Consider the following 23,240-nt stretch of genomic DNA (forward strand, 5'->3'; position numbering starts at 1 on the left):
TCTGTTCGAACCTCACCCGGGCGCCCCGCCGACCATGAAACTACTCTTCGACGTCCTGCCGCTGATCTTCTTCTTCGCGACCTACAAGTTCGCGGGGCACATGCCCGACCAGGGCGCGGCCTTCGCCACGCACTGGCTGGGCGCGATCGTCCAGGGCGGCGTCGTCGGCGCGACCGAGGCGCCCGCACTGCTGGCCACGGTCGTCGTGCTCGCCGCGACGCTGGTGCAGGTCGCGTGGATGAAGGCCACCGGCCGCAAGATCGACATGGCACTGTGGATCAGCCTCGTGCTGATCGTCGTCTTCGGCGGCCTCACCGTGTGGTTCCACAACCAGATGTTCATCATGTGGAAGCCCAGCATCTACTTCTGGGGCACGGGCCTCGTGTTCTGGGCCAGCAAGACGCTGTTCAACAAGAACCTGTTCCGCGCCATGCTGGGCGCCGAGATCGAGTTGCCGGACCCGGTCTGGCAGCGCCTGAATTTCTCGTGGGTCGCGCTGTGCGCGCTGATCGGCCTGCTCAATCTCGCGGTGGTCTATTTCTGGCGCGACTACTGGGTGGCCTTCCACACCTTCGGCACCGTCGGCCTGATGCTGGCGTTCTTCGTCGGCGTGTTCTTCTACCTCGGCAAGCACCTCGAGCCGCACCCCGCCGCGGACGAGCCGGCACCGCGCGCATGACCGCCGCCACGCTGCACGACGCGCTGACACAGGCGCTGACCGAGCGGTTGCAACCCGTCGCGCTCGAGCTCGAGGACGACAGCGCCGCGCACGCGGGCCACGCTGGCGCGCGTTCCGGCGCGCATTTCAACCTGCGGATCGTGAGCGCCCGGTTCGCGGGATTGCCCCGGGTTGCCCGACATCGCCTCGTGTATGATGCCCTCCGCCCCTGGATGGCCGAGGGCGTCCATGCGCTCGCCATCGACGCCCGCACGCCGGACGAAGTCTGAAAATCCCTTCCGCTTCGCATCCACGTCCCGGAACCTCGATAGAGTTTCTCGATGGGTGCCTTTTGATATGTCCCGGAGGTATCGGGTTTCTGCAACCTGAACTCCTCCGCGACATGGTGAAACCCCCCAGGAACTTGTTCGTCCCTGGTCACGTCCAAAACCGTTTGCTCGAAAGTCTCCCAGCATGAATTTCAAATCCTCGGCCGCGTTGATCGGCATCCTCGCCCTGCCGCTGGCCGTGATGGCGCAGAACGTCGCCACCGTCAACGGCAAGCCCGTGCCGCAGGCGCGTGTCGACGCGCTGATCAAGTCGGCCACGCACGGCCAGGGCGACGCGCCGCCGGAACTCAAGCAGCAGGCCAAGGACACGGCCGTGATGCGCGAGATCTTCGCGCAGGCCGCCGAGAAGGACGGCGTCGCCAACTCGGCCGACTACAAGGCGCAGCTGGAGCTGGCCCGCCAGACCGTGCTGATCGGCATGCTGTTCCAGAACTTCGTCAAGACGCACCCGGTCACCGACGCCGACGCGAAGGCCGAGTACGACAAGATCAAGGCCGAGCAGTCGGGCATGGAATACCACGCCCGCCACATCCTGGTCGACAGCGAAGACGACGCCAAGAAGCTGATCGCCCAGATCAAGGCCGGCGCCAAGTTCGAGGACCTGGCCAAGAAGAACTCGAAGGACACCGGCTCCGCCGAAAACGGTGGCGACCTCGACTGGGCCAAGCCGGGCGCCTACGTGCCCGAGTTCTCCACCGCGCTGCAAGGCCTGAAGAAGGGCCAGATGACCGAGACCCCGGTCAAGACGCAGTTCGGCTACCACATCATCAAGCTCGAGGACACGCGCCAGGCGCAGTTCCCGTCGTTCGATGAAGTCAAGGAAAAGGTCAAGCAGCAGATGGAACAGGTCAAGCTGCAGGAATACCAGGAAAGCCTGCGCAAGGCCGCCAAGACGGACTACAAGTTCGCCAGCGAGCAGCAGCAGCAGCAGGCGCCGGCTCCGGCCAAGAAGTAAGCCTCCTTCGTCGCGGCGCCGCGTGCGCCGAGCTGAACCGCGAAAGCGCCCGCCTGCAAAGGCCGGGCGCTTTTTCCTTGTGCTCGCGCGCTTTCCCTTGCGCGCACGAGCGAGGCCTAAGATGGGCGGCCGCCACTTCGCCATGCCGCCATGCGCCAATTCGCGCTGTTCGTTGCCAGCCTGCTGACCGCACTCGCCCTCGAGGCCCGTGCCGATCCGGTCACCTTCAGCATCGCCGCGCCGCAGGCCAGGCAGGTGTTCCTCGCCGGCGAGATGACCGACTGGGACGCCGGCAAGCGCGCGATGGAGCGCGACGACGCCGGCACCTGGCACGCGACGCTGGATCTCGAGCCCGGGCAGTGGGTGTACAAGTTCGTGGTCGACGGCCAGTGGGTGCACGATCCCGCCACGCCCGACCACGATGCCGACGGCCAGGGCGGCCAGCACTCGTTCGTGTTCGTCGGCGCGGGCCCATGGACAGTCGCGCCCGGCACGCCGCGCGGCGAGGTGCAGGTGCAGCAGGTCGCGTCGCGCGAGTTGGGGCAGACGATGTCGGTCAACGTCTACCTGCCGCCCGGCTTCAGGCGCGGCCAGGATCTGCCCGTGCTGTGGCTGCTGCACGGCAGCGGCATGGACGCCGACCAGTGGTTCCGCACCGCCCACATCGAGCGCTACATGGATCACCTGCTCGCGGCCGGCAAGATCCGTCCGTTCGTGATCGTGATCCCCAGCGGCGCGCGCGGCGAGCACTCGTACGACGGCGCCAGCGAACGCTTCATCGCCACCGAGCTGCCGCTGTGGCTGCAGTCGACCTACGGCCTGCATCCGGGGCGCGCGAAGTCCGCGCTGGCGGGCATGTCGTTGGGCGGCTACGGCAGCGTGGCGCTGGCGGTGCGCCATCCGCAGCAGTACGGCTTCGGCGCCGGCCTCAGCGGCTGGTATCCGCCCGAACTGCTGCAGGAGATCGACAAGGCGCGCGGGCTGCCGACTCGATTCTTCCTGCGCTGCGGCGGCCAGGATCATCTGCTGCCGACCAACCGCGACCTGGTCGCCGAGCTGAAGAAGCGCGACGTGCCCTTCGACTACGCCGAGGAGCCCGGCGGCCACACGTTCCATCTCTGGAGCCGCGAGACCGAGGCGATGCTGGAGGCGGTCGACGCCTACTTCGCGAGCGCGCGCTGAGAGCCGCTCAGGCCGGCAACGCGTCCAGCAGCCGGCCCGCCTCGATGTGCAGCTGCCGATCGCAGCGCGCCGCGATCGACTTGTCGTGGGTGACGAGCACCAGCGTCGTGCCGATCTCGCGGTTCAGGTCGAACATCAGCTGCATCACGGTCTCGCCGGTGGCGAAGTCGAGGCTGCCGGTGGGCTCGTCGGCCAGCAGCACCTGCGGGCGCACGACGAAGGCGCGCGCCAGCGCCACGCGCTGCTGCTCGCCGCCGGACAGCACGCGCGGATAGTGGTTCAGCCGCTCGCCGAGGCCCACGCGCGCCAGCATCTCGGTGGCGCGCGCGCGGGCGTCGCGCGCGCCCGCGAGCTCGAGCGGCAGCATCACGTTCTCGAGCGCGGTGCGATGCGCCAGCAGCTGGAAGCTCTGGAAGACGAAGCCCACGCGCTCGGCGCGCACGGCGGCGCGCGCGTCCTCGCTGAGCGAGAACAGGTCGCTGCCGGCCATGCGGACCGAACCGGAGGTGGGAACGTCCAGGCCGGCGAGCAGTCCAAGCAGCGTGCTCTTGCCGGAGCCGGACGCGCCGACGATGGCGGCCGACTCGCGCGCGCTCAGGGTGAATGAGATGTCATGGAGAATCGTCAGGGTTCCGGTGGCGTCGCTCACCTGCCGGGTGAGGCGATCGACGACGATGATGGGCTCAGACATGCATTCACTTTTCGGGGCGCGGACGACGCGCCGCAGATTCCTGCACTTTAGCGCGAGCGTCGCGGCGGCGCTGACCCTCGGCCTTGCGGCCGCGCCGGCGAGCGCGGATGCCAGCCACGAGATCGTCGTCGTGGGCGACAGCGTCTCCGCCGAATACGGGCTGGCGCGCGGCGCCGGCTGGGTCGCGCTGCTGGGCCAGCGGCTGGCGGCCGAGAAGTCGCCCTGGTCGGTGGACAACGCGAGCATCAGCGGCGACACGACGTCCGGCGGCCTCGCGCGCCTGCCCGCGGTGCTCAAGCAGCGTCATCCGAAGATCGTCGTGATCGAGCTGGGCGGCAACGACGCCTTGCGCGGCACGGCCATGAGCGAGACGCGCAAGAACCTCGACGCCATGGTCACGCTGGCGACCGGCGCCGGCGCGCGCGTGGTGATCGCCGGCATGATGGTGCCGCCCAACTTCGGCCGCAAGTACCAGGCCGAGTTCGCGCAGATGTACGCCGACGTCGCCACCGCGCACCACGCCGCGCTGGTGCCGTTCATCTTCGCGGGCATCGCCGACCGCCCCGACGCGGACGACTGGTTCCAGGCCGACCGCATCCACCCGCTCGCCAAGGCGCATCCGATCATCCTCGACAACGTCTGGGCGCAGCTGAAGCCCTTGCTGAAGGCCTGAGCCTCAGCGCGCAGCGGCAGACGCGGCCTTGGCGGGCGCGATCGCCATCGACACCGTCGCGGCGCCCGCCGACAACGCCGTATGCCCGACCGGCGCCGCCGGCGGCCCCATCGCCACGGACTTGTCGACCATGGCCACGAACGCCGGCTTGCGCAGCTCCGCGCCGCGCGGGCCCGGCATCGTCGACACCGGCACATGCGGCAACAGCGCCAAAGAGCCGACCACCGTCAGCGCGCCCGGCACGGCGCGATTCGCGCCGGTGGCGGCGCCCGCGGGCGTCACGCGCGCGCGGCCGGGGATCGCGACCGGACGCCGGCTGGCCGGCGCCACGCTCGCGTCGGTCAGCGCGTTCCAGTATTTCGCCGACACGGCATAGCCCGGGAACACCGGCTCGTCGGGCGCGAGCGCGACCCAGCCGACAGCGGGCGCGCCGTCCAGCGTCAGCGCCGGCCCGCCCAACCAGCCCACCAGCGCCGGTGCGTAGACGGGCCGCGCCGCGCCCCATTGGCCAGGCGTCCAGGCCCAGTGGCCCTTCACCGACAGCCAGCGGCCGTAGTGGAACGGCGCGAAGCCCCAGGGCTCGTCGTCGATCCAGGTCCAGCCCCAGGGCGAGTTCCACGACCACGCGCCCTGCTGGTACGGCGCCCAGCCCGCCGGCAGCTTCGCCGGCGTCCACACGTTCAGCGCACCCGACACGCTCCAGGCGCCGAAGCGCGCGAGGTCGGCGGCGCCGGTCATCTCGGGCGGGATCTTCATCGCCACGTTGACGGCCGCAAGCTTGTCGTCGGCCTGGTCGGCGGCGAGGACGGCGTCGCCAAACGCGTCCTTGACCGCGGGCACCGTGCGGTAGTGCGTGGCCTGCTGCGCGCCCGTGCGCCAGACCTCGGCGCGTTGCGGCGCCTTCACGGGCAGCGAACTGTCCGGCGCTTCCAGCAGCATGTCGCCCGACCAGGCCTGCGCCCCCAGCACGCCGCGCGCGACGCGGTCGAAGCGGTACTCGCCCTGGTGGTGCGGCACCCAGGCGCCCTCGTCCGTCTCGATGAACAGCTCGCCCGGGATGTCGTCCGAGCGCACCCGCACCGCCAGCTGGCCATGGTCGAAATGCAGGCGGATCTTCTGGTCGTCGAGCTGGGTGACGACGAGGTCGGTGTCGGGCCCCACGCGGACGACCGTCGAGCCGAACTCCAGCGTCGCCCGGCCGGTCTTGTCGGTGGAGACGCGGTCGCCGGTGGACAGCGGCTGGTTGCGCAGCAGCGTGTCCCAGGCGCCCTCGGGATTGATCGTGCGGACCTCGCCTGCCGTCTCCGCAACGCGGCCGACGCGCGCCGGCGGATCGTCCTGCGCGTGCGCGGACGCCGCCACCAGACTGGAGACCAGCGCGAATGCGAACCAGCGAACGGGACGACGGACGGGTGCGATCAAGGTGTGCATGAGGATTCAACGCGTGACGAGAGTCGCAGGCCGACCGGCGTGGTCGCACGGGCCGCCGAGCAATCGGCGTGCTCAGTCGTCCGCGTTCGGATCCATGTCCGGAAACAGCACGCTGGTGTATCCGAACTGCGTGAGGTCGCGCATGCGCGTCGGGTACAGCCGGCCGATCAGGTGGTCGCACTCGTGCTGCACCACGCGGGCGTGGAAGCCGTCGGCCTCGCGGGCGATGGCGTTGCCCAGTTCGTCGAAGCCGGTGTAGCGGATGCGCTCCCAGCGCGGCACGACGCCGCGCAGCCCCGGCACCGACAGGCAGCCCTCCCAGCCATCGACCTCGGTGTCGTCCAGCGGCGTGATCACGGGGTTGATCAACACCGTCTTCGGAACGGGCGGCGCGTCGGGGTAGCGCACGTTGCTGTCGTAGCCGTAGATCACCAGCTGCAGGTCGACGCCGATCTGCGGCGCGGCCAGGCCGGCGCCGTTGGCGTGCTTCATCGTCTCGAACATGTCGGCGATCAGCTCGCGCATCTCGGGCGTGTCGAACTGCTCGACGGGCTTGGCGATGCGCAGCAGGCGCGGGTCGCCCATCTTGAGGATTTCGCGGACGGTCATGGTGGGCTGAGCCTTGAAGAGTGTCTTGGCGTGATTCTGCAACGCGGCGAGCAGTCGCATCGTCACTCGGTGCCGGCGGCCGCGTCGACCGCGTCCGGCGGCGCCGCGAGCAGCGCCTGCAGCCCGGCCTCGTCGAGGATCGCGATGCCCAGCTCGCGCGCCTTGTCCAGCTTGCTGCCCGCCTCCTCGCCGGCCACGAGCCAGTTCGTCTTCTTCGACACCGAACCGCTGACCTTGCCGCCCGCGGCCTCGATCAGCTCCTTGGCGTCCTCGCGGCCCAGCGTGGGCAGCGTGCCGGTGATGACCAGCGTCTTGCCCAGCAGCGGGCGGTGCGCGTCGCTGGCGGTGCCGGCGATCGCGGGCCAGTGCACGCCGGCCGCGCGCAGCTGCTCGACGACCTCGCGGTGATGCGGCTGGTCGAAGAACTCGCGCACGCTGTTGGCGACGATGGGGCCGACGTCGTTGACCTCCAGCAGTTGCTCCACGCTCGAGTCCATCAGCTTGTCGATGTCGCCGAAGTGGCGCGCGAGATCCTTGGACGTGCCCTCGCCGACATGGCGGATGCCCAGCCCGTACAGGAAGCGCGGCAGCGTGGTGGCCTTGCTGCGCTCGATCGCGTCCAGCAGGTTCCGGGCGCTCTTCTCGCCCATGCGTTCGAGTTCGTTGAGCTTGGCGAAGCCCAGCTTGTAGAGCTCGGGCAGCGTGCGCACGATGCCGGCGTCGACGAGCTGGTCGACCACCTTGTCGCCCAGCCCCTCGATCTCCACGGCACGCCGGCTCGCGAAGTGCAGGAAGGCCTGCTTGCACTGCGCGGGGCAGGTGATGCCGCCGGTGCAGCGCCAGTCGGCCTCGCCTTCCTCCTTGGCGATCGGGCTGGCGCAGATCGGGCACTTGCCGTGCACCCACGCGAACATGTCGAACAGCGGCTTGGCCGCGACCTCGGGCGTGCGCTTGTCCAGCACGACGCCGACGACCTCGGGGATGACGTCGCCCGCGCGCCGCACGATGACGGTGTCGCCGACGCGCACGTCCTTGCGCTGCGCCTCGCCCTCGTTGTGCAGCGTCGCGTTGCTCACCGTGGTGCCGCCGACGAACACCGGCTGCAGCTTGGCCACCGGCGTCAGCTTGCCGGTGCGGCCGACCTGGATGTCGATGTCCATCAGCTGCGTCATCTGCTCCTGCGCCGGGTACTTGTGCGCGACGGCCCAGCGCGGCTCGCGGCTCACGAAGCCCAGCTTGGCCTGCAGCTCGCGCGAGTCGACCTTGTAGACGACGCCGTCGATGTCATACGGCAGCTTGTCGCGCTCCGCGCCCATGGCCTCGTGATACTTGACCAGCCCGGCCGCGCCCTGCGTGACCACGCGCTGCCTCGCGACGGGAAAGCCCATCGCGGCGAGCGCGTCCAGCAGGCCGCTGTGCGTGGAGGGCACCGTCCAGCCCTGCACGTCGCCCAGGCCGTAGGCGAAGAAGCTCAGCGGACGCTTGCGCGACTGGTTCGGATCGAGCTGGCGCACCGCGCCGGCGGCGGCGTTGCGCGGATTGACGACGGTCTTCTCGTTCCGGGCGCCGCCGGCGATCAGCGCGCGCTGGCGCTCGTTGTAGGCGTCGAAGTCGGCACGCTTCATGTAGACCTCGCCGCGCACCTCCAGCACCGGCGCGGCGACGCCCTTGAGCCGCAGCGGGATCTGGCGGATCGTGCGGATGTTGGACGTGACGTCCTCGCCCTTCTCGCCGTCGCCGCGCGTGGCGGCCTGCACCAGCACGCCAAGCTCGTAGCGCAGGTTGATGGCCAGGCCGTCGAACTTCAACTCCGCCGAGTACGCGACCGGCGGGTCGGCCTCGGTGAGCCCGAGCTCGCGCCGCACGCGGGCGTCGAAGGCCAGCGCGCCGCCTTCGGTGATGTCGGTCTCGGTGCGGATGCTCAGCATCGGCACCGTGTGGTGCACGGTGGCGAAGCCCTCGAGCACCTGGCCGATGACGCGCTGGGTCGGCGAATCGGCGCGCGCCAGCTCGGGGTGCGCGGCCTCGATGGACTGCAGCTCCTGGAACAGCCTGTCGTATTCGGCGTCGGGGATGCTCGGCTCGTCGAGCACGTAGTACTTGTGGGCGTGCTCGTGCAGGATCGCGTGCAGCTCGTCGGCACGTTTCGTGGCGGTGGCGAGGGAAGAGGTCATGCGCGAGAGTTTAGGCGCACGCGGCCCCGGTTGCCGGCGCCCAGGGCCGACGAAATCGCCGTTTCGGCGCGCCGGATGCTCAGGCCGCGCGCGGCCCGCGCAGGTCGACGACGACGGTGTGCGCGAGCTTGTCCTCGACCGCCTGGCGGTTCGGATCCCACAGCACCTGCAGGAAGCCCGTGCCGCCCGTGGCCAGGCCCGCGGCATAGCCGCCGTAGCGGCCGAAGCAGGTCATCAGGCCCAGCGGCTTGCCGGTGAGCTCCACGACGCGCAACCCGAACAGGCGCTTGCCGACGGTCTGGCCCTTCCACCAGAACGGCAGCAGCGAGAAGTACGCGATGGCCCAGCCGAAGCGCAGGCCCAGCTTGTGCAGGCTGCCCATCGCGGCGTCGCGCCACTGGATCGGCCGCGGCTTGCGCGCCTCGGCCAGCTGCGCCTCGAGATCGCGGATGCGCGCGGCGTCGTGCGCCTGTTCCTTGTGCGCGGCGCGCAGCGCGACCTCCGCGGCCGTCGCCGAAGCCGCCGATGCCGCGGCGGCGGTGGCGTCGCCGTCATCGTCGTCGTCCGTCGCCGCCTCGGCGCGCGGCGGATCGTTGCGGTGCTCGTACCAGGATTCGCCGTGGCGCACCGCCAGCACGATCAGCAGCGCCAGCGCGAGCCACATCAGCAGGGCGCGCGAGCGCGGCCGGTTCGGCGGCGGGCTGCGCAGCTGGACGACGATCGCGCCGATGCCGGCCACCACCCAGAACATGCCGGTGGTCGACAGCAACCCGATCACCGCGAGATCCACGCCCATCGCCAGCGCGCGCCGGCCGTGCGGCGCGAGCGGCATGCCCAGCAGCTCCGGCGTGACATTGAGCGCCTCGGGCCGCACCCAGGCCGGCGCCAGCGCCCGCTTCACCAGACTCGTCGATCCCATGCGCTCAGGCTCCCGTCGCGACGAGGCGCAGGCGGCCGTCTGCGTCGACGCGCGGCGCCAGCTTCACGTAGTCGCCGACGCCGGGATGCGGCGTGTCCAGCGGATGCGCATGGGTCGCGGTGATCACCAGCACGCTCGCGCCGGCGGCCTCGGCCGCGGCGATGCCGGCCGGGGCGTCCTCGAACACGAGGCAGTCGCTCGCGCGCACGCCCAGGCGCGACGCGGCGAGCAGGAAGCAGTCCGGCGCGGGCTTGCCCTGCGCGACGTCGTCGGCCGAGACCAGCAACGGCGGCAGCGGCAACCCGGCCGCGACGATGCGGCGCGTTGCCAGCTCGCGCGGCGCCGACGTGACGACCGCCCAGCGACCCGCCGGCAGCGCCGCCATGAACGCGGCCACGCCGGCTATCTCCGCGATGCCCTCGACGTCGTCCATCTCCTCGGCCGTGATCCGCGCGGCCTCGGCCTCGGCGTCGACCCCCGCGAGGTTCTGGCTGCGCACCGTCTCGATGGCGCGCATGCCGTGGATCGTCGGCAGGAACGCGGCGACGTCGAGGCCGTGGCGCAGCGCCCAGCGCGTCCACACGCGCTCGGCGCAGGCGATCGAGCTGAGGATCGTGCCGTCCATGTCGAACAGGAAGGCGGCGTAGGCGCGGTCAGGCAGGTCGGGTCGGTTCACGGCGATTCGGTCGTCAAGTCAAGGCGCCATCTTCGCATCGAGCGGCCTCACCTCGAACAGCCAGGCGATCGCACGCGGGAACTCGGCGCGCCAGGCCTTCTCGTCGTGCCGCGCGTCGGGCTCGATGTGAAGCGTGATGCCGCGCACCGCGTGGTCGGGCGTGGCCAGCAGCGGGATCATGCGTTCGAGGTCGGGCACGGACTCGTCGCCCTCCTTGCCGCCGATGTAGAAGTAGACGCGCGTGTCCGCGGGCCACGGATGCGCCGCCGTCTGCGTGTAGGCCTCGTTCGAGATCCAGTACGACGGCGAGAAGATCGCCGCCTTGCCGAACACCTGCGGATAGCGCAGCAGCGCGTAGTGCGTGACCAGCCCGCCCAGCGAGCTGCCGATCATCGCGGTGTTGGCGCGATCGGGCCGCGTGCGGTAGTGCGCGTCGACGAAGGGCTTGACGACGTCGACGACGAAGGCCATGTACTGCGCGCCCTGCGCCGGATCGATCTTCGGATTGCTCCACGGCGACAGCTCGTGGTTGCGATCCGCGCCGCCGTTGTCGATGCCCACGACGATGGCCTCGAGGCCGCGCGTGCGGGCGAAGGCGTCCAGCGTCTCGTCGACGCCCCATTCGCCGGCAAAGGACGTCGCGTCGTCGAACAGGTTCTGCGCGTCGTGCATGTAGATCACCGGATAACGCGCGTCCGGCGACGTCTCGTACGACGGCGGCAGGTACAGCCGCAGCGTGCGCTCGCGGCCGAGGCCGGGCATGGCCAGGCGCTGCGCGAGCACATGGACGCCGGGGCCGGCGGTCGACGGACGCGGCGTCGACGGGGACGGCGCCGGGGTGCTGCAGGCGGCGAGTGTCGCGGCGAGCGCCGCGAGCGAGAGCAGGAGCTTCATGCGCATCCCGACAGCCTACCTCGAAGCGCCGCGTCCACGTATGCTGTGCACCCTGTCTCGCCACGACACCGCATGACCGACGTCGAACGCCGAACCCTGCTGGGCCTGATCGCCTCGCCGCCGATCTTCGGCCGCTGCGCCGACGCCGGGCCGCCGTCCTTCGAGCCGATCCGCGCTCCAGGCTCGCACGGGGCGGGCCGAGCGGGCTGGCCGATGGTCGGCGATCCGGTCGCGACGACCGCGGCGGCGCGGGCCGGCGTCGATACGGCGGGCCGTATCGTCGACAGCGCCGTCGATGCCGATCCCGGCCAGGTCGTGCTGCCGCCGGTCTCGCTGGAGGAGCGCGGCGACTTCGTCGTCGACACCGCCAGCGCGTGGCCCGCGCGCGTCGCGCACACGCGCACCATGCACGTGGGCGCGATGGCGCAGGTGGACTCGACCTCGTTCACGCTGACCTGAAACGGACCACCCCATGCTGCACGACCCCGCCCGCCATGAACCCTTGCTGGCCATCGCCTGGGACGAGGCCCGCGTGCGCGCGACGATCGCACGCATCGTCGAGGCCACCGTCGCCGCGTTCTCGCCCGAGACGCTGTGGCCGGTGCATCCGCGCGACCAGAATCCGGACGACGACCCCGACGCGCCCGCGACCTGCCTGTACTTCGGCGCCGCCGGCGTCGTCTGGGCGCTGGACTACCTGGACGCCGTCGGCGCCGCGCCGAGCCCGTCGCTCGCGTCGCACCTGGACGCGATCCGCGAGCGCAATCGCGCCTGGCTCGCCGCCGAGCCCGGCGACAACGCGGGCAGCTACCTGATGGGCGAGCTGCCGTTCGAGATGATGGCGTGGGGCCAGTCGCCGAGCGCCCAACGCGCCGACGCGATCGCCTCGCTGATCGAGGCCAACATCGACCACCCGTCGCGCGAGCTGATGTGGGGGGCGCCAGGCTCGCTGCTGGCGGCGGCGCTGATGCATCGCCGCAGTGGCGACGAGCGCTGGGCCGCGCTGTTCCGCCGCGTCGCGCAGCGGCTGCGCGAGCAGCTGTCGTGGTCGGAGCGGCAGTCCTGCCACTACTGGTCGCAGGACCTGTACGGCCGCCAGGTGCGCTACCTCGACGCCGTGCACGGCTTCGTCGCCACGGCCCGCGCGCTGATCATGGGCCGCCACCTGCTGCCCGCCGACGACTGGGCCGAGTGGCAGCGCTGCATCGAGACGACGATCGCCCACACCGCGATCCGCGAGGACGGCCGCGCGACCTGGCCCGTGTCGGCCGACGAGCCGCCCGGCACGCCGCAGAAGTGGCTCATGCAGTTCTGCCACGGCGCGCCCGGCTTCGTCGTCTGCCTCGCCGACCTGCCCGGCCGGGTGCTCGACCCGTTGCTGGTCGAGGCGGGCGAGGCGACGTGGGCCGCCGGCCCGCTCGCCAAGGGGGGAAACCTTTGCCACGGCACGGCCGGCAACGCCTACGCGTTCATGGTGCTGCACGCGCGCACGGGCGACACGCGCTGGCGCGAGCGCGCGCGGGCCTTCGCGATGCACGCGATCGCGCAGTTCGAGGACGAGACCGCACGCACCGGCCGCCTGCGCCATTCGCTGTGGACGGGCGACATCGGGCTGGCGATCTTCCTGTGGGACTGCCTGCGCGAGCGCGCGGAGTTCCCGACGCTGGACGTGTTCTTCGGCTAGCCGCGCTCGACCCGGTAGCGCTCGAACATCACGCCCGCGAACGGCGCCGTCACCGTCTCCGTCAGCGCGAAGCCCGCGGCCAGGAAGACGGGGCGGCTGAACGGCGTGACCCAGGCGGCGAAGCGCGTGACGCCGTCGGCCTCGGCGCGCTCCAGCGTGCGGCACAGCATCTCGCTGCCCACGCCTCGACGCGTCATCGGCGGCGTCACGTACAGCGAATGCACCTCGCGCGGGTCGCCATCGGCAGCGATGCCGCAGAAGCCCAGCGCGCGACCGTCGGCCGCGCGTTCGGCGATCCAGGTCTCGGCCCCGAGCACGTACTTGCGGAAGCCGGGCTGGTCGTCCGCGAACGAGGCCCAGGCGCGGGCCTGCTCCGGCGTGTAGACCCGCGGCCCCAGGCGCAGCGCGGCGTCGCGATACAGCGCGGCCAGCGTGAACACGTCGGCGCCGGTGGCGCGGCGCCAGTCGAAGGCGATGGGTTCGGCGGCGGCCGGCATGGCGCTCAGCTGAAGAGTCGGCGCGCGCCCGGCGAGCCGGCGGCCAAGTCGTGCGCCATCAAGGCCTCGTACAAGCGCGTCAGCTCGGCGTGGATGGCGGAGAACGCGTGCAGCGTGATCGTCTGGCCCTGGTCGTCGACGATCGCGGCGTCGAGGTCGTCGGCCAGCTTGCGCGCCGCGCCGTGCCAGGCCGCGAAGGGCTCGGCGAGTTCCTCGGTCTGCGCGACGTCCAGGCCCAGCGTCAGCTCGCGCACGGCGGCCTGGCCGGGGTCGTCGGCGAGCGCGGCCTGGCCGTCGAAGCCCAGCACGAGCACCGGCGGCGCGCCCTCCTCGATGGCCGGCAGCACGAGACGCCCCGGCACCGCGCCCGGCACGAAGCCGTGGCGCTGCGCGATCTGCGTGAGGTAGCCGACCGACCACGCGACCGAGTTGGCGCGCAGCAGCGCGACCAGCTGCGCGTCGTGCTGGCTCGCGAACGCGTCGAGCTCGCGCGCGCGGGCGACGCTCTCGAGCATGTCGGGCAGGTCGGTCGACGCGCCGATCGCCTGCGCGAAGGCCTCGAGCTTCTGCACGAATTCCGAGAACTCGATCTCGTTCAACGCGCCGTTGCGGTTGGCCATCTGCACGCCGGCCTGGAACTCGCCGTAGCGCGCGTTGGGCACGATGGCCTCCCACTCGCCGGTCTCGCTGTTGAGGCCTTCGATGAAGAACGGCTTGGTGCCGACGCGATTGGCGCCGGGCACGTGCGCCAGCACGCGCTCGCCGGCGACGGGCGCGTCGACGGTCAGCGTGGCGATGGCGTCGATCAGCGCATCGAGGCGCACGGAGCGGCGCACCGGCGCGAGGCGGCTGTCGGGACGCGGCGACGCGGCGGCGGGCAGGTCGGCGTCGGCCGGCGCGGGCTCGCCGCCCATCGCGGGCTCGCGGCGCGCGCCGGGCTCGTCGCCCACGACGACGTTGAGCCCGCCGCTGCGGGCCGTGCTCGCCTTGATGCGGCGCGCCTTCCACAGCCCCTGGGCGACGATGCCGACGAGGACGAGGACGGCGAGCGCGATGAGCGCGGTGGTCAGGTTGACGGACATCGAAGCGGCGCCTTCAGGCAAGCTCGGCCATGGACAGCGCGGCCTCCATGTCGACCGCGACGATGCGCGAGACGCCCTGCTCCTGCATCGTCACGCCGATCAGCTGCTCGGCCATCTCCATCGCGATCTTGTTGTGCGAGATGAACAGGAACTGCGTGCCCTTGAACGACATCTCGTTGACCAGCTTGGCGTAGCGCTCGGTGTTGGCGTCGTCCAGCGGCGCGTCGACTTCGTCGAGCAGGCAGAACGGCGCCGGGTTGAGCATGAAGATCGCGAAGACCAGCGCGATGGCGGTCAGCGCCTTCTCGCCGCCGGACAGCAGGTGGATGGTGGAGTTCTTCTTGCCCGGGGGCTGGGCCATCACCTGCACGCCGGCATCGAGGATCTCGTCGCCGGTCATCACCAGCCTGGCCTGGCCGCCGCCGAACAGGCTCGGGAACATGCGGCCGAACTGCTCGTTGACGAGGTTGAACGTCTTCATCAGCAGGTCGCGCGTCTCGAGGTCGATCTTGTGGATCGCGCCTTCCAGCGTGCCGATGGCGTCGTTCAGGTCGGCGGTCTGCGCGTCGAGGAAGGTCTTGCGCTCGCGCGCCGAGACGAGCTCGTCGAGCGCGGCCAGGTTGACCGCCCCGAGCGCGTTGACCTCGCGGCCGATGCGGTCGATTTCGGTCTGCAGGCCGTGCAGCTTGACGCCGCCGTCCTCGATGCTCTTGCCCAGCAGCTCGAGGTCGACCTCGGCGGCCACGAGCTGCTCCATGTATTGCGCGCCGCCCAGCTGCGCGGCCTGTTCTTCCAGCTGCAGCTTGGTGATGGCGTCGCGCAGCGGCTGCAGGCTGCGCTCGAACTCGAGGCGCTGCTCGTCGGCCTTGCGCAGCTGCAGCGACAGCTCGTCGTACTCGCCGCGCACCGTGCCCAACGCGGCCTCGCGTTCGGAGCGAAGCTCCAGCGCCTCCTGCAGGCCCGTGCCGGCGGCCTGGTCGTTGAACGAGTCGAGCTCCAGCGTGAGCTGCTCGCCGGCCTGCGTGTTGGTCTGCACCTGCTGCGCGGCGGTCTCGATGGCGCGCTGCAGCTCGCCCTGGCGCGCGGACAGCGCGCGCGTGTTGAACTGCGCTTCCTGCGCGCGGCGCTCGAGCGCGCGCAGCTGCTCGCGCGCGTCGGACAGCTTGCGCTCCGCGGCGATCACGCCCTCTTCGAGATCGGCCTGGCGCTCCTGCGTCGTCGCCAGTTGCTGGTCGAGTTCCTCGAAGCGCGCCTCGCCGGTCATGCGGCGCTCGATCAGGCCTTCGTCCTGCGCGTCGATCTCGGCGAGCTCGTCCTCCAGCTGCGTGCGGCGCGTCGTCGCGGCCTCGGCCTGCGAGGACAGGCGCAGCAGCTCGACGTGCAGCTCGTGCGCGCGCGTCTGCGCGTCGGACGCCTCGCGGCGCACCGACTGCAGGCGCTGCGCCGCGTCGGTGTAGGCCGCCTCCATGCGGATCAGCGTGGCGCGCGCCTCGTCGGCGATCATCACCTGTGCCTTGGACTCGCGCTCCAGGTGCTCGATCTCCTGGGCGCGGCCCAGCATGCCGGCCTGCTCCGAATCGGGCGCGTAGAAGGCGACGGCGAACTGCGAGACGGCGTGGCCGTCGCGGGTCATGATGACCTCGCCGTGCGTCAGCTGGCCGCGCTGCGCCAGGGCTTCGTCCATACCGGGTGCCGTATAGACGCCTTCGAGCCAGTCGTTGAGCAAGGCCTGCAGGCCGGCGTCGTTCAACTTGAGCAGGTCGGACAGCCGCGGCAGCGTGCGGTGCGTGTTGGCGATCGCGTCCTGCGGCGGCGAATAGAACGCCAGCTTGGCCGGCGGCGCGTCGCCGACGAAGGCGCGCACGATGTCGAGCCGGCCGACGGACAGCGCATTGAGCCGCTCGCGCAGCGCCGACTCCAGCGCCGTCTCCCAGCCGCTCTCGATGTGCACCTTGGTCCACAGGCCGGCCAGGCCGTCGAGGCCGTGCTTGGCCAGCCACGGCTTGAGCTTGCCTTCGGTCTGCACCTTTTCCTGCAGCGCGCGCAGGGCTTCGAGACGCGCCGTGAGGTCGGCCTGGCGCGACTGGTCGCGATTGAGCGTCTCCTGCTGCGTGCGGCGCTGCTCGTCCAGCTCGGGGACCTGTTCGCTCACCTCGTGCAGCCGCGCCTCGATCTCGTCCTTGGACTCGTCGGCCTGCGCGCTGCGCTGCTTCAGGTCTTCCAGCCTGGCCAGGTCGGGCGTGGCGAGTTGCTGTCGTTCGGCGGCGAGGCGCTCGCGCCGGCTGCGCAGCGCGCGCGCCTGCTCCTCGATGCTGCGGCTCTCGGCCGCCAGCACCTGGATCTGCTGCTGCACCTGCGTGACCTCGCCGCGCTGGCCGCTGGCGCGCGCCTGCGCCATGCGCACGGCTTCCTCGACGTCGGGCAGGCGCATCGATTCCTCTTCGGCCTGCGCCGCGAGCAGCTCGGCCTGTTCTGCCGCGCCCGCGATCTGTTCCGCGTTCTGTTCGAGTTCGAACTTCGCGTCTTCCTGGCGCGCGACCCACTGCGCGTTCTGCGCCTGCAGCTCGGCCAGGCGCTGTTCGGCGCGCTGGCGGCCTTCGACGACGTAGCGGATGCGCTCCTCGAGCCGGCTGACCTCCAGCTGCGCCTGCGCGAGCTCGCCCTGCGACGCGTGCAGTCGATCCGACGACGCGTAGTGCGCGACGCGCACCTCTTCCAGCTGCGCCTCGACATGGCGCAGGTCGGCCATGCGCGATTCGAGCGCGTTGGTCGACTCCAGCACGGCCTTCTTGACGCGATCGGCTTCGGTCGACGCATCGCGATGCTTGAGGAACCACAGCTGGTGCAGCTTGGTCGTGCCCTGCTCCTGCAGCGTCTTGTACCTGGTCGCGACCTCGGCCTGGCGTTCCAGCTTCTCGAGGTTGTTGTTCAGCTCGCGCAGGATGTCGTCGACGCGCAGCAGGTTGTCGCGCGTGTCCTTGAGCCGGTTCTCGGTCTCGCGCCGGCGTTCCTTGTACTTGGACACGCCCGCCGCCTCTTCGAGGAACAGCCGCAGTTCTTCCGGCCGCGACTCGATGATGCGCGCGATCGTGCCCTGGCCGATGATGGCGTAGGCGCGCGGGCCCAGGCCGGTGCCGAGGAACACGTCCTGCACGTCGCGGCGCCGCACCGGCTGGTTGTTGATGAAGTAGCTCGAGCCGCCCTCGCGCGTGAGCACGCGCTTGACGGCGATCTCGGCGAACTGGTTCCACGGGCCGCCGGCGCGCGCCGACTCGTTGTTGAACACGAGCTCGACGCTCGCGCGCGCGGCCGGCTTGCGCGAGCCGGAGCCGTTGAAGATGACGTCGAGCATCGACTCGCCGCGCAGCTCGCTGGCCTTGCTCTCGCCCAGCACCCAGCGCACCGCATCCATGATGTTGGACTTGCCGCAGCCGTTGGGCCCGACGACGCCGACGCGTTGGCCGGGCAGCTGGAAGGTGGTCGGATCCGCGAAGGACTTGAATCCGGAAAGCTTGATCGAATTGAGCCGCATGAACGGTGGTGCGCCTGGGGAGCACGTCGAGGAGCGGATGTCAGTCCAGCCGCCGGGAGGCGCTCCCGGCGACGGCTTTGATGTGCGCTAACGTGTTGATTTATATGAGGTTTCTTCGCGTCTTCAAGAGGCCGGCGAGCACCCCCGCGGACACGGGAAAAGGCCCGGGATGATACCATCGCGACCCTCCCCTTCCGCAGACTGGCGACCAGTCGCGCCCCCCAGAAATCCGCATCGCCCGCCGGCATGCCCCAAGGCAAACCCATGGCCAAGAAGACCCCCGCCCCGACCACCCCGAAGCGCGCCACCAAGGCCGCCGCGAAGACCGCGCTGAAGGTCGGTGCCCGCGACATGCCGCCCAACCCGCCGACCGCGCCGAGCAAGGAGCTGCACGTGTTCGCGAACCCGTCCGCGGGCCGCGACTACGTCATCCAGTTCCAGATCCCCGAGTTCACGTGCAACTGCCCGCTGACCGGCCAGCCCGACTTCGCGCACTTCACGATCGACATGATCTGCGACCAGACGTGCATCGAGTTGAAGAGCCTCAAGATGTACATGTGGAGCTACCGCAACGAGGGCTCGTTCCACGAGAAGGTCACCAACACGATCCTCGACGACATCGTCGCGGCCACCGACCCGCGCTTCGTGCGCATCACCGCGAAGTGGTACGTGCGCGGCGGCATCTACACCAACGTCGTCGTCGAGCATCGCAAGAAGGGCTGGACGCCCGCGCCGCGCGTCGAGCTGCCCGCCGTCGCCTCGCTGGGCCACGCGGTCGGCCTGCTCTGAGCATGTCGAGACACGCTGCCGATCCGGTCGTCGTCCGCGCGCCGTACCAGAAGTTCGACGTCATCGTCCGCAGGAGCGAGATCGACGGCCACGGCGTGTTCGCGGCGGAGATGATCCCGCCGCGCCTGAAGATCGGCGAGATCCGCGGCGAGGCGATCACCTGCGCCGAAGGCCGGCGCCGGGCGGCGTCGCTGCAGCGGATCATGATCGTGGAGGTGTCGCCGCGCACCGCGATCGACGCGTCGAAGTCCACCGATCCGATGCGCTTCACGAACCACTCCTGCCAGGCCAACGCCCGCCTGGCCATCATCGCCGGGCGCATCGAGTTCTATTCGCTGCGCGGCATCGAGCCGGGCGAGGAGATCACCGTGAACTACGGCGAGACGCACCATGAGGGCAAGCTGCGGTGCCGGTGCGGGGCGCCGAACTGCGTCGGGGCACTCTGAAGCGCAAGCGGTCGGGCGCGGAGGCAGCGGCCCGGTTCGCCGGCAGTTCTCAGAGCGGCAGCTTCGCGATCGCCTTCAGCTGCTTCGCGAGCCGCTTCTTGTCGATGCTCGCGCCGGCCTGGGCCAGCAGTAGCGTGTGCAGCTCGGGGATCGTGCCCGCGCGCGGGGCCGCGCGCATGAGGATCTCGGGCGCCATGTCGCCGAAGTGTTGCGACAGCACGCGTGTCAGGCGGCGCAGCGCCTCGGCCGGGATGCCGACGCCGTCGCCGGCGAGCGGCAGGTCCAGGTGGTCGGTCTGCGCGTAGTCGCCGGCACCGCTGGACAGCGAGGGGTTCAGCGAGGACGTGGACTGTGCCACCGGCCCGCTGATGACGATGCCGGTGCCCGTGCCCACCGGCACCTCGTTGGGGAACGACATCAGCGTCGGGATGGTCGCGCTCGGCGGCGGCGCGCGCCGCGAATACGGCACCGCCGGCGGCTCGGCGGCGGCCGAGTCGGCGGCGGCGGTCAGCGCGGCGGTGGCGGCCGCGGCGGCGGCGCGGCGGTTGCGCTCGATCTGGCTCTGCAGCGCCGCGGCATAGCCGTCGTCGTTGGCGACCAGGTCGGACGCCAGCACGCTCTCGCGGCGATCGACCGGAACGCCGGCAGCGGAGCCGCCATGTGCCCACGGGTCGTGCGAGGGCATGGACAGCACGCTGTCGGGAATGGCGATCGTCAGCGTCGGCACGCTCTTGCCGCTCGGGGCGGCGCGGCGGCCCGACATGGGTTCGTGGGCGATCTCGCCGAGCATCGGCGCGATGGTGGCGGCGTTGCTCGCGACCGCGGTGCCGGTCGAATCGATCGTCACCGCGCGCGTGCCGTGCTCGGGCACGCGCACCTGGGTGGCGTCACGCAAGGCGTCGCGGAACTCGGACGCCGTGCTGAAGCGCTGGCCCGGATCGAGCTTGAGCGCGCGCGACACCACGGCGTCGAACACCGGAGGACGCTGGGCCTCGGCGATCGTGCTGGGCAGGCGCAGCGTGCCGCCGAGCGCGTCGGCGGCGGTGTCGGCCAGCGCGTTGGCGTAAGGATCGCGCCCGACCAGCATGCGGTACAGGATCGCCCCGGCCGCGTAGATGTCGACGCGCTGGTCGATCAGGCGCCCGGTCTGGTACTCGGGCGCGACGCCGGCGAGCAGGCCCGAGCGGCCCTCCGCGCGGGCGAGGCCGAAGTCGGTCAGCTTGACCAGTCCGGCGCTGGTGACGATCACGTTGGTGAGCTTGAGGTCGCCATGGCGTACGCCGGCGTGGTGCGCGCACTCGAGCGCGTCGAGCAGCTGGTCCATCACCTGCAGCAGCGCGGCCTGCGGCGGCAGCGGCGTCACCGACAGCCACTGCGCCAGGTTCAGGCCGGCGACGTGTTCCATCGCGATGAAGGCGCGGCCGTCGGCCTCGTCGATCTGGTGGACGGTGACGATGCTCGGATGGTTGACGCGCGAGATGGCCTGCGCCTGCTCGACCAGCCGGCCGGCGAACGCCCGCGCGGCGCGCGCGTCGGGGGGCACGTCGCGATGCAGCGACTTGACCGCCAGCACGCGCTGCAACGACGGATCAAACGCCTTGAAGACGACGCCGCTCAGGCCCGCGCCGATCACGCCGGTGATCCGGTACTTGCCTATCTTGTCAGGCGCGTTCGTCACGATCGTCACTCTGCCCTCTCCACTGGATCCGGACATCGAGTCCACCAGCGCCTCGTCGAAGAAGCGCGGCACCGGATCGTCGTTGTCGTGTCGGAAATCTGCCGGAGGTTGCCCTCCAGGGTCGGCGCCCGTGTTGCCCGGGTTGGCGCCCTCTCCGTGGTAACCCCAAGGGGTTGACGACGGGAGTTCGTTGCTTCGGGCCATTCTCTCACGCGATGTGTTCATGTTGCACTGCGGCACGTCATTTGCTGACCCATTCTGGTGATCGCATCGACGCGCTGCACGACAGGCTTAGCCGCCAGCCGCAACAGCATCGACAACTTGTTTCAACGCCGCAGGCAGCAGGAACCGGCCATGAACTTCTCCGCCGCGCACGCCACGTCCGCCCGTCCCACGCTGCAGGACGGCGCCGCGGAGCGGCCGCCCCTGGTCGTGTTCGCCGCCACGCGCTGGCGTTTCGACTGGCAGCGACCGCAACAATTGCTGACCCGGCTTGCAAAGCATTACCGGGTGCTCTACGTCGAGGAGCCGCGCACCACGCACCAGGATCCGTGGCTCGAATGCGGCGAGGCCGCGCCCGGCGTCGAGGTGCTGGTCGCGCACACGCGCTGCGACGCCCGCGGCTTCCACGACGAGCAGCTGCCCGTCGTCGGCCGCCTGCTGGCGACGTTCATGCGCGAGCGCGGCATCGCCCGGCCGCTCGTCTGGCTGGACACGCCGGCCCCGCTGCCGCTGGCCGAGGCGCTGGATCCGCGCGGCATCGTCTACGACTGCCACGACGACGCCGCGGCGACGTCGGACGACGACATCCTGCGCCACCGCGAGGCGAGGCTGATGCAGCTGGCCGACGTCGTCGTGGCCGGCGGCCCGTCGCTGTACCAGTCGCATCGTGGCCGCCACGCCAACGTGCACTGCATCGCCAACGCGGTAGCCGCGACGCACTTCGCGCCGCCGGCGATGTCGGCCAAGTCGATCGAGGCCGTCTCGGCGCGCGCGATCCACGCGGCGATCCCGAATCCGCGGCTGGGCTTCTTCGGCGTCATCGACGAGCGCGTCGACCTCGACCTCCTCGCCCGCATGGCCGACCTGCGCCCCGACTGGCACTTCGTGATGGCCGGCCCGCTGCGCGGCGTCGCGCCCGAGGCGCTGCCGCGGCGCGGCAACCTGACGTGGCTGGGCGCGCAGACCTACGCGATCCTGCCGCACCTGCAGGCGCACTGGGACGTGTGCCTGCTGCCGCTCAAGGTCGACGTCTGCGCGCACCGCGCGGCGCCGATCGAGGCGCTCGAGTACCTGGCGGGGCAGAAGTCGGTGGTCAGCACGCCGGTGCACGACGTCGCCGCGCTGCATGGCCACACCGTGCGCATCGCCGACGGCGCGCATGCCTTCGTCGAGGCCTGCCGCGTCGCGATGTGCGAACGCGGGCCGCTGCGCCGCCAGCGCCGGATCGACGCACTGATCGCGGTGCATTCGTGCACCTGGGAACGCGCCGCCGAACGCGTCCACAGGCTGCTGGTGGAGTTCGCGCACGAGCCCGCCGGGCTCCTCGTCGACGTGGCGCCGCTGCGGGTCGCCGGCGCGCCGCACAGGGATGCGTACCGGGCGTCGGCGAACTGAGCGCGCGGGCATGCCGGATGCCCTTTGGCGGCTTGGCCGCGATCGCGGCGCCGCATTCACTTCCAAGAGGAGTCCGCCATGATTCGTTCGCTCTCGCTGTCCCTGACCCTCGCGGTCGCCCTCGCCTCGCAGTTCGCCCTCGGCGGCTGCAGCAAGAAGGAAGACGTCAGCAACACCCCGACGTCCGACACCGCCGCCAGCGCCCCCGACACGGGCGCCTCCAGCGCGATGGGCACCGCGTCGACGCCGATGGACAGCATCAGCAGCGCCAGCGCCGTGGCCGGCTCCGATGCCGCGAGCGCCGCCATGTCGGCCAGCTCCGCCGCCAGCAACTGATCCCGCGCAAGAGAAAAGGCCGCCTGATCGAGGCGGCCTTCTTGTTGCGCTGACGATGTTCATTGAAGCGTCGGCGTGATGCCTTCCCATTGCCCGTTGGGCCCGGGCACCCAGACCTCGGTCGGGCGCGCCGGCTTCTTGTCGGGCGTGGGCCGCGCGGCGGGCCAGTTCAAGTCTTCGACATAGGAACAGCGTTGCGCGCGTCCGTGCGGAGGCAGCGGACGGATGACGGTACGGTTTGCAGCAAGCGGGTTCATCGGGCAAAGCTCCAGGATGCGCCGGCGACCCCATGTCGCCGATCGTTGCCCGGGCCGCCGCCTCCTGCGGCGACCCGTGGTCAACGAAACGGGCAAGACAGGTTCCCGTC

The 23,240-nt window shown here is 70.9% G+C and carries 22 protein-coding genes; 11 read left to right on the forward strand and 11 right to left on the reverse strand.

The window, feature by feature from the left end; translation table 11 throughout:
• Positions 1 to 34: 34 nt before the first annotated feature.
• From LPC04_RS17155 to LPC04_RS17170, 4 genes are all read left to right on the forward strand, one after another.
• Positions 35 to 679, forward strand: a complete 645-nt coding sequence (locus LPC04_RS17155; protein WP_275683476.1) for a septation protein A — start codon at positions 35 to 37, stop codon at positions 677 to 679.
• On the forward strand, positions 676 to 948 hold the full coding sequence (locus LPC04_RS17160) for a BolA family protein (protein ID WP_275683477.1): 273 nt from the start codon (positions 676 to 678) through the stop codon (positions 946 to 948). The genes LPC04_RS17155 and LPC04_RS17160 overlap by 4 nt, the downstream gene beginning before the upstream one ends.
• 184 nt (positions 949 to 1,132) lie before the next feature.
• Positions 1,133 to 1,963 (forward strand): peptidylprolyl isomerase, encoded by an 831-nt coding sequence (locus LPC04_RS17165; protein WP_275683478.1) that lies wholly within the window; start codon positions 1,133 to 1,135, stop codon positions 1,961 to 1,963.
• Between the two features lie 150 nt (positions 1,964 to 2,113).
• Positions 2,114 to 3,145 (forward strand): alpha/beta hydrolase-fold protein, encoded by a 1,032-nt coding sequence (locus LPC04_RS17170; RefSeq protein WP_275683479.1) that lies wholly within the window; start codon positions 2,114 to 2,116, stop codon positions 3,143 to 3,145.
• 7 nt (positions 3,146 to 3,152) lie between these two features.
• On the opposite strand, the gene LPC04_RS17175 is transcribed toward LPC04_RS17170, so the two are convergent.
• Positions 3,153 to 3,836, reverse strand: coding sequence for an ABC transporter ATP-binding protein (locus LPC04_RS17175; protein WP_275683480.1), 684 nt, complete (start codon positions 3,834 to 3,836; stop codon positions 3,153 to 3,155).
• Here LPC04_RS17175 and LPC04_RS17180 point away from each other — a divergent pair.
• The gene (locus tag LPC04_RS17180) at positions 3,835 to 4,509 is read left to right on the forward strand and encodes an arylesterase (RefSeq protein WP_275683481.1); all 675 of its coding nucleotides are present in this window, start codon (positions 3,835 to 3,837) and stop codon (positions 4,507 to 4,509) included. The two genes, LPC04_RS17175 and LPC04_RS17180, sit on opposite strands and share 2 nt — an antisense overlap.
• Before the next feature lie 3 nt (positions 4,510 to 4,512).
• Here LPC04_RS17180 and LPC04_RS17185 read toward each other — a convergent pair whose 3' ends face one another.
• From LPC04_RS17185 to LPC04_RS17210, 6 genes are all read right to left on the reverse strand, one after another.
• Positions 4,513 to 5,940 carry a DUF6600 domain-containing protein gene (locus LPC04_RS17185; protein ID WP_275683482.1) on the reverse strand — a complete coding sequence of 476 codons (1,428 nt, stop codon included), beginning with the start codon at positions 5,938 to 5,940 and terminating at the stop codon, positions 4,513 to 4,515.
• A gap of 72 nt (positions 5,941 to 6,012) precedes the next feature.
• Entirely contained in the window at positions 6,013 to 6,549 is a 537-nt protein-coding gene (gene def / locus LPC04_RS17190; RefSeq protein ID WP_275683483.1) for a peptide deformylase, read from the reverse strand.
• A gap of 62 nt (positions 6,550 to 6,611) precedes the next feature.
• Positions 6,612 to 8,723, reverse strand: a complete 2,112-nt coding sequence (gene ligA, locus LPC04_RS17195) for an NAD-dependent DNA ligase LigA (RefSeq protein WP_275683484.1) — start codon at positions 8,721 to 8,723, stop codon at positions 6,612 to 6,614.
• A gap of 79 nt (positions 8,724 to 8,802) precedes the next feature.
• Positions 8,803 to 9,642, reverse strand: coding sequence for an RDD family protein (locus LPC04_RS17200; protein ID WP_275683485.1), 840 nt, complete (start codon positions 9,640 to 9,642; stop codon positions 8,803 to 8,805).
• Between the two features lie 4 nt (positions 9,643 to 9,646).
• Positions 9,647 to 10,318 (reverse strand): HAD-IA family hydrolase, encoded by a 672-nt coding sequence (locus tag LPC04_RS17205; RefSeq protein WP_275683486.1) that lies wholly within the window; start codon positions 10,316 to 10,318, stop codon positions 9,647 to 9,649.
• A gap of 18 nt (positions 10,319 to 10,336) precedes the next feature.
• A complete protein-coding gene (locus tag LPC04_RS17210) occupies positions 10,337 to 11,212 on the reverse strand; it encodes an alpha/beta hydrolase (protein WP_275683487.1) in 876 nt (291 codons plus the stop codon).
• Between the two features lie 72 nt (positions 11,213 to 11,284).
• Here LPC04_RS17210 and LPC04_RS17215 point away from each other — a divergent pair, with 72 nt between their 5' ends.
• Positions 11,285 to 11,671, forward strand: coding sequence for a hypothetical protein (locus tag LPC04_RS17215; protein ID WP_275683488.1), 387 nt, complete (start codon positions 11,285 to 11,287; stop codon positions 11,669 to 11,671).
• Positions 11,672 to 11,684: 13 nt separating this feature from the next.
• The gene (locus LPC04_RS17220; protein ID WP_275683489.1) at positions 11,685 to 12,896 is read left to right on the forward strand and encodes a lanthionine synthetase C family protein; all 1,212 of its coding nucleotides are present in this window, start codon (positions 11,685 to 11,687) and stop codon (positions 12,894 to 12,896) included.
• Here the strand turns inward: LPC04_RS17220 and LPC04_RS17225 are convergent.
• Genes LPC04_RS17225 through smc form a run of 3 tightly spaced genes read right to left on the reverse strand, consistent with a single transcriptional unit; the run spans position 12,893 to position 18,007 of the window.
• Positions 12,893 to 13,393 carry a GNAT family N-acetyltransferase gene (locus LPC04_RS17225; protein WP_275683490.1) on the reverse strand — a complete coding sequence of 167 codons (501 nt, stop codon included), beginning with the start codon at positions 13,391 to 13,393 and terminating at the stop codon, positions 12,893 to 12,895. The genes LPC04_RS17220 and LPC04_RS17225 overlap by 4 nt on opposite strands.
• Positions 13,394 to 13,398: 5 nt before the next feature.
• Positions 13,399 to 14,475, reverse strand: coding sequence for a cell division protein FtsZ (locus tag LPC04_RS17230; RefSeq protein ID WP_275683491.1), 1,077 nt, complete (start codon positions 14,473 to 14,475; stop codon positions 13,399 to 13,401).
• Positions 14,476 to 14,488: 13 nt separating this feature from the next.
• Positions 14,489 to 18,007 (reverse strand): chromosome segregation protein SMC, encoded by a 3,519-nt coding sequence (gene smc, locus LPC04_RS17235; RefSeq protein WP_275683492.1) that lies wholly within the window; start codon positions 18,005 to 18,007, stop codon positions 14,489 to 14,491.
• 351 nt (positions 18,008 to 18,358) lie between these two features.
• On the opposite strand from smc, the gene queF reads away from it, so the two are divergent.
• Together queF and LPC04_RS17245 are read left to right on the forward strand one after the other, a co-directional pair.
• The gene (gene queF / locus LPC04_RS17240) at positions 18,359 to 18,796 is read left to right on the forward strand and encodes a preQ(1) synthase (protein WP_275683547.1); all 438 of its coding nucleotides are present in this window, start codon (positions 18,359 to 18,361) and stop codon (positions 18,794 to 18,796) included.
• 2 nt (positions 18,797 to 18,798) lie between these two features.
• The gene (locus tag LPC04_RS17245) at positions 18,799 to 19,242 is read left to right on the forward strand and encodes an SET domain-containing protein (protein ID WP_275683493.1); all 444 of its coding nucleotides are present in this window, start codon (positions 18,799 to 18,801) and stop codon (positions 19,240 to 19,242) included.
• A 49-nt stretch (positions 19,243 to 19,291) separates the two neighbouring features.
• On the opposite strand, the gene LPC04_RS17250 is transcribed toward LPC04_RS17245, so the two are convergent.
• Positions 19,292 to 20,929: a serine/threonine-protein kinase gene (locus tag LPC04_RS17250; RefSeq protein ID WP_275683494.1), complete on the reverse strand. Its 1,638-nt coding sequence runs from the start codon at positions 20,927 to 20,929 to the stop codon at positions 19,292 to 19,294.
• A gap of 345 nt (positions 20,930 to 21,274) precedes the next feature.
• On the opposite strand from LPC04_RS17250, the gene LPC04_RS17255 reads away from it, so the two are divergent.
• The gene (locus LPC04_RS17255) at positions 21,275 to 22,537 is read left to right on the forward strand and encodes a glycosyltransferase (protein WP_275683495.1); all 1,263 of its coding nucleotides are present in this window, start codon (positions 21,275 to 21,277) and stop codon (positions 22,535 to 22,537) included.
• Positions 22,538 to 22,615: 78 nt separating this feature from the next.
• Positions 22,616 to 22,873, forward strand: coding sequence for a hypothetical protein (locus LPC04_RS17260; protein WP_275683496.1), 258 nt, complete (start codon positions 22,616 to 22,618; stop codon positions 22,871 to 22,873).
• Positions 22,874 to 23,240 lie beyond the last annotated feature (367 nt).

The organism is Scleromatobacter humisilvae, from assembly GCF_023231945.1.
Taxonomy (GTDB): Bacteria; Pseudomonadota; Gammaproteobacteria; order Burkholderiales; family Burkholderiaceae_C; genus Scleromatobacter; species Scleromatobacter humisilvae.

What these genes read in the sequence shown, in the direction of transcription:
- LPC04_RS17155 (WP_275683476.1), top strand. Translation starts at nt 35, where the DNA reads ATGAAACTACTCTTCGACGTCCTGCCGCTGATCTTCTTCTTCGCGACC.
- LPC04_RS17160 (WP_275683477.1), top strand. Translation starts at nt 676, where the DNA reads ATGACCGCCGCCACGCTGCACGACGCGCTGACACAGGCGCTGACCGAG.
- LPC04_RS17165 (WP_275683478.1), top strand. Translation starts at nt 1,133, where the DNA reads ATGAATTTCAAATCCTCGGCCGCGTTGATCGGCATCCTCGCCCTGCCG.
- LPC04_RS17170 (WP_275683479.1), top strand. Translation starts at nt 2,114, where the DNA reads ATGCGCCAATTCGCGCTGTTCGTTGCCAGCCTGCTGACCGCACTCGCC.
- LPC04_RS17180 (WP_275683481.1), top strand. Translation starts at nt 3,835, where the DNA reads ATGCATTCACTTTTCGGGGCGCGGACGACGCGCCGCAGATTCCTGCAC.
- LPC04_RS17175 (WP_275683480.1), bottom strand. Translation starts at nt 3,836, where the DNA reads ATGTCTGAGCCCATCATCGTCGTCGATCGCCTCACCCGGCAGGTGAGC.
- LPC04_RS17185 (WP_275683482.1), bottom strand. Translation starts at nt 5,940, where the DNA reads ATGCACACCTTGATCGCACCCGTCCGTCGTCCCGTTCGCTGGTTCGCA.
- def (WP_275683483.1), bottom strand. Translation starts at nt 6,549, where the DNA reads ATGACCGTCCGCGAAATCCTCAAGATGGGCGACCCGCGCCTGCTGCGC.
- ligA (WP_275683484.1), bottom strand. Translation starts at nt 8,723, where the DNA reads ATGACCTCTTCCCTCGCCACCGCCACGAAACGTGCCGACGAGCTGCAC.
- LPC04_RS17200 (WP_275683485.1), bottom strand. Translation starts at nt 9,642, where the DNA reads ATGGGATCGACGAGTCTGGTGAAGCGGGCGCTGGCGCCGGCCTGGGTG.
- LPC04_RS17210 (WP_275683487.1), bottom strand. Translation starts at nt 11,212, where the DNA reads ATGAAGCTCCTGCTCTCGCTCGCGGCGCTCGCCGCGACACTCGCCGCC.
- LPC04_RS17215 (WP_275683488.1), top strand. Translation starts at nt 11,285, where the DNA reads ATGACCGACGTCGAACGCCGAACCCTGCTGGGCCTGATCGCCTCGCCG.
- LPC04_RS17220 (WP_275683489.1), top strand. Translation starts at nt 11,685, where the DNA reads ATGCTGCACGACCCCGCCCGCCATGAACCCTTGCTGGCCATCGCCTGG.
- LPC04_RS17225 (WP_275683490.1), bottom strand. Translation starts at nt 13,393, where the DNA reads ATGCCGGCCGCCGCCGAACCCATCGCCTTCGACTGGCGCCGCGCCACC.
- LPC04_RS17230 (WP_275683491.1), bottom strand. Translation starts at nt 14,475, where the DNA reads ATGTCCGTCAACCTGACCACCGCGCTCATCGCGCTCGCCGTCCTCGTC.
- smc (WP_275683492.1), bottom strand. Translation starts at nt 18,007, where the DNA reads ATGCGGCTCAATTCGATCAAGCTTTCCGGATTCAAGTCCTTCGCGGAT.
- queF (WP_275683547.1), top strand. Translation starts at nt 18,359, where the DNA reads ATGCCGCCCAACCCGCCGACCGCGCCGAGCAAGGAGCTGCACGTGTTC.
- LPC04_RS17245 (WP_275683493.1), top strand. Translation starts at nt 18,799, where the DNA reads ATGTCGAGACACGCTGCCGATCCGGTCGTCGTCCGCGCGCCGTACCAG.
- LPC04_RS17255 (WP_275683495.1), top strand. Translation starts at nt 21,275, where the DNA reads ATGAACTTCTCCGCCGCGCACGCCACGTCCGCCCGTCCCACGCTGCAG.
- LPC04_RS17260 (WP_275683496.1), top strand. Translation starts at nt 22,616, where the DNA reads ATGATTCGTTCGCTCTCGCTGTCCCTGACCCTCGCGGTCGCCCTCGCC.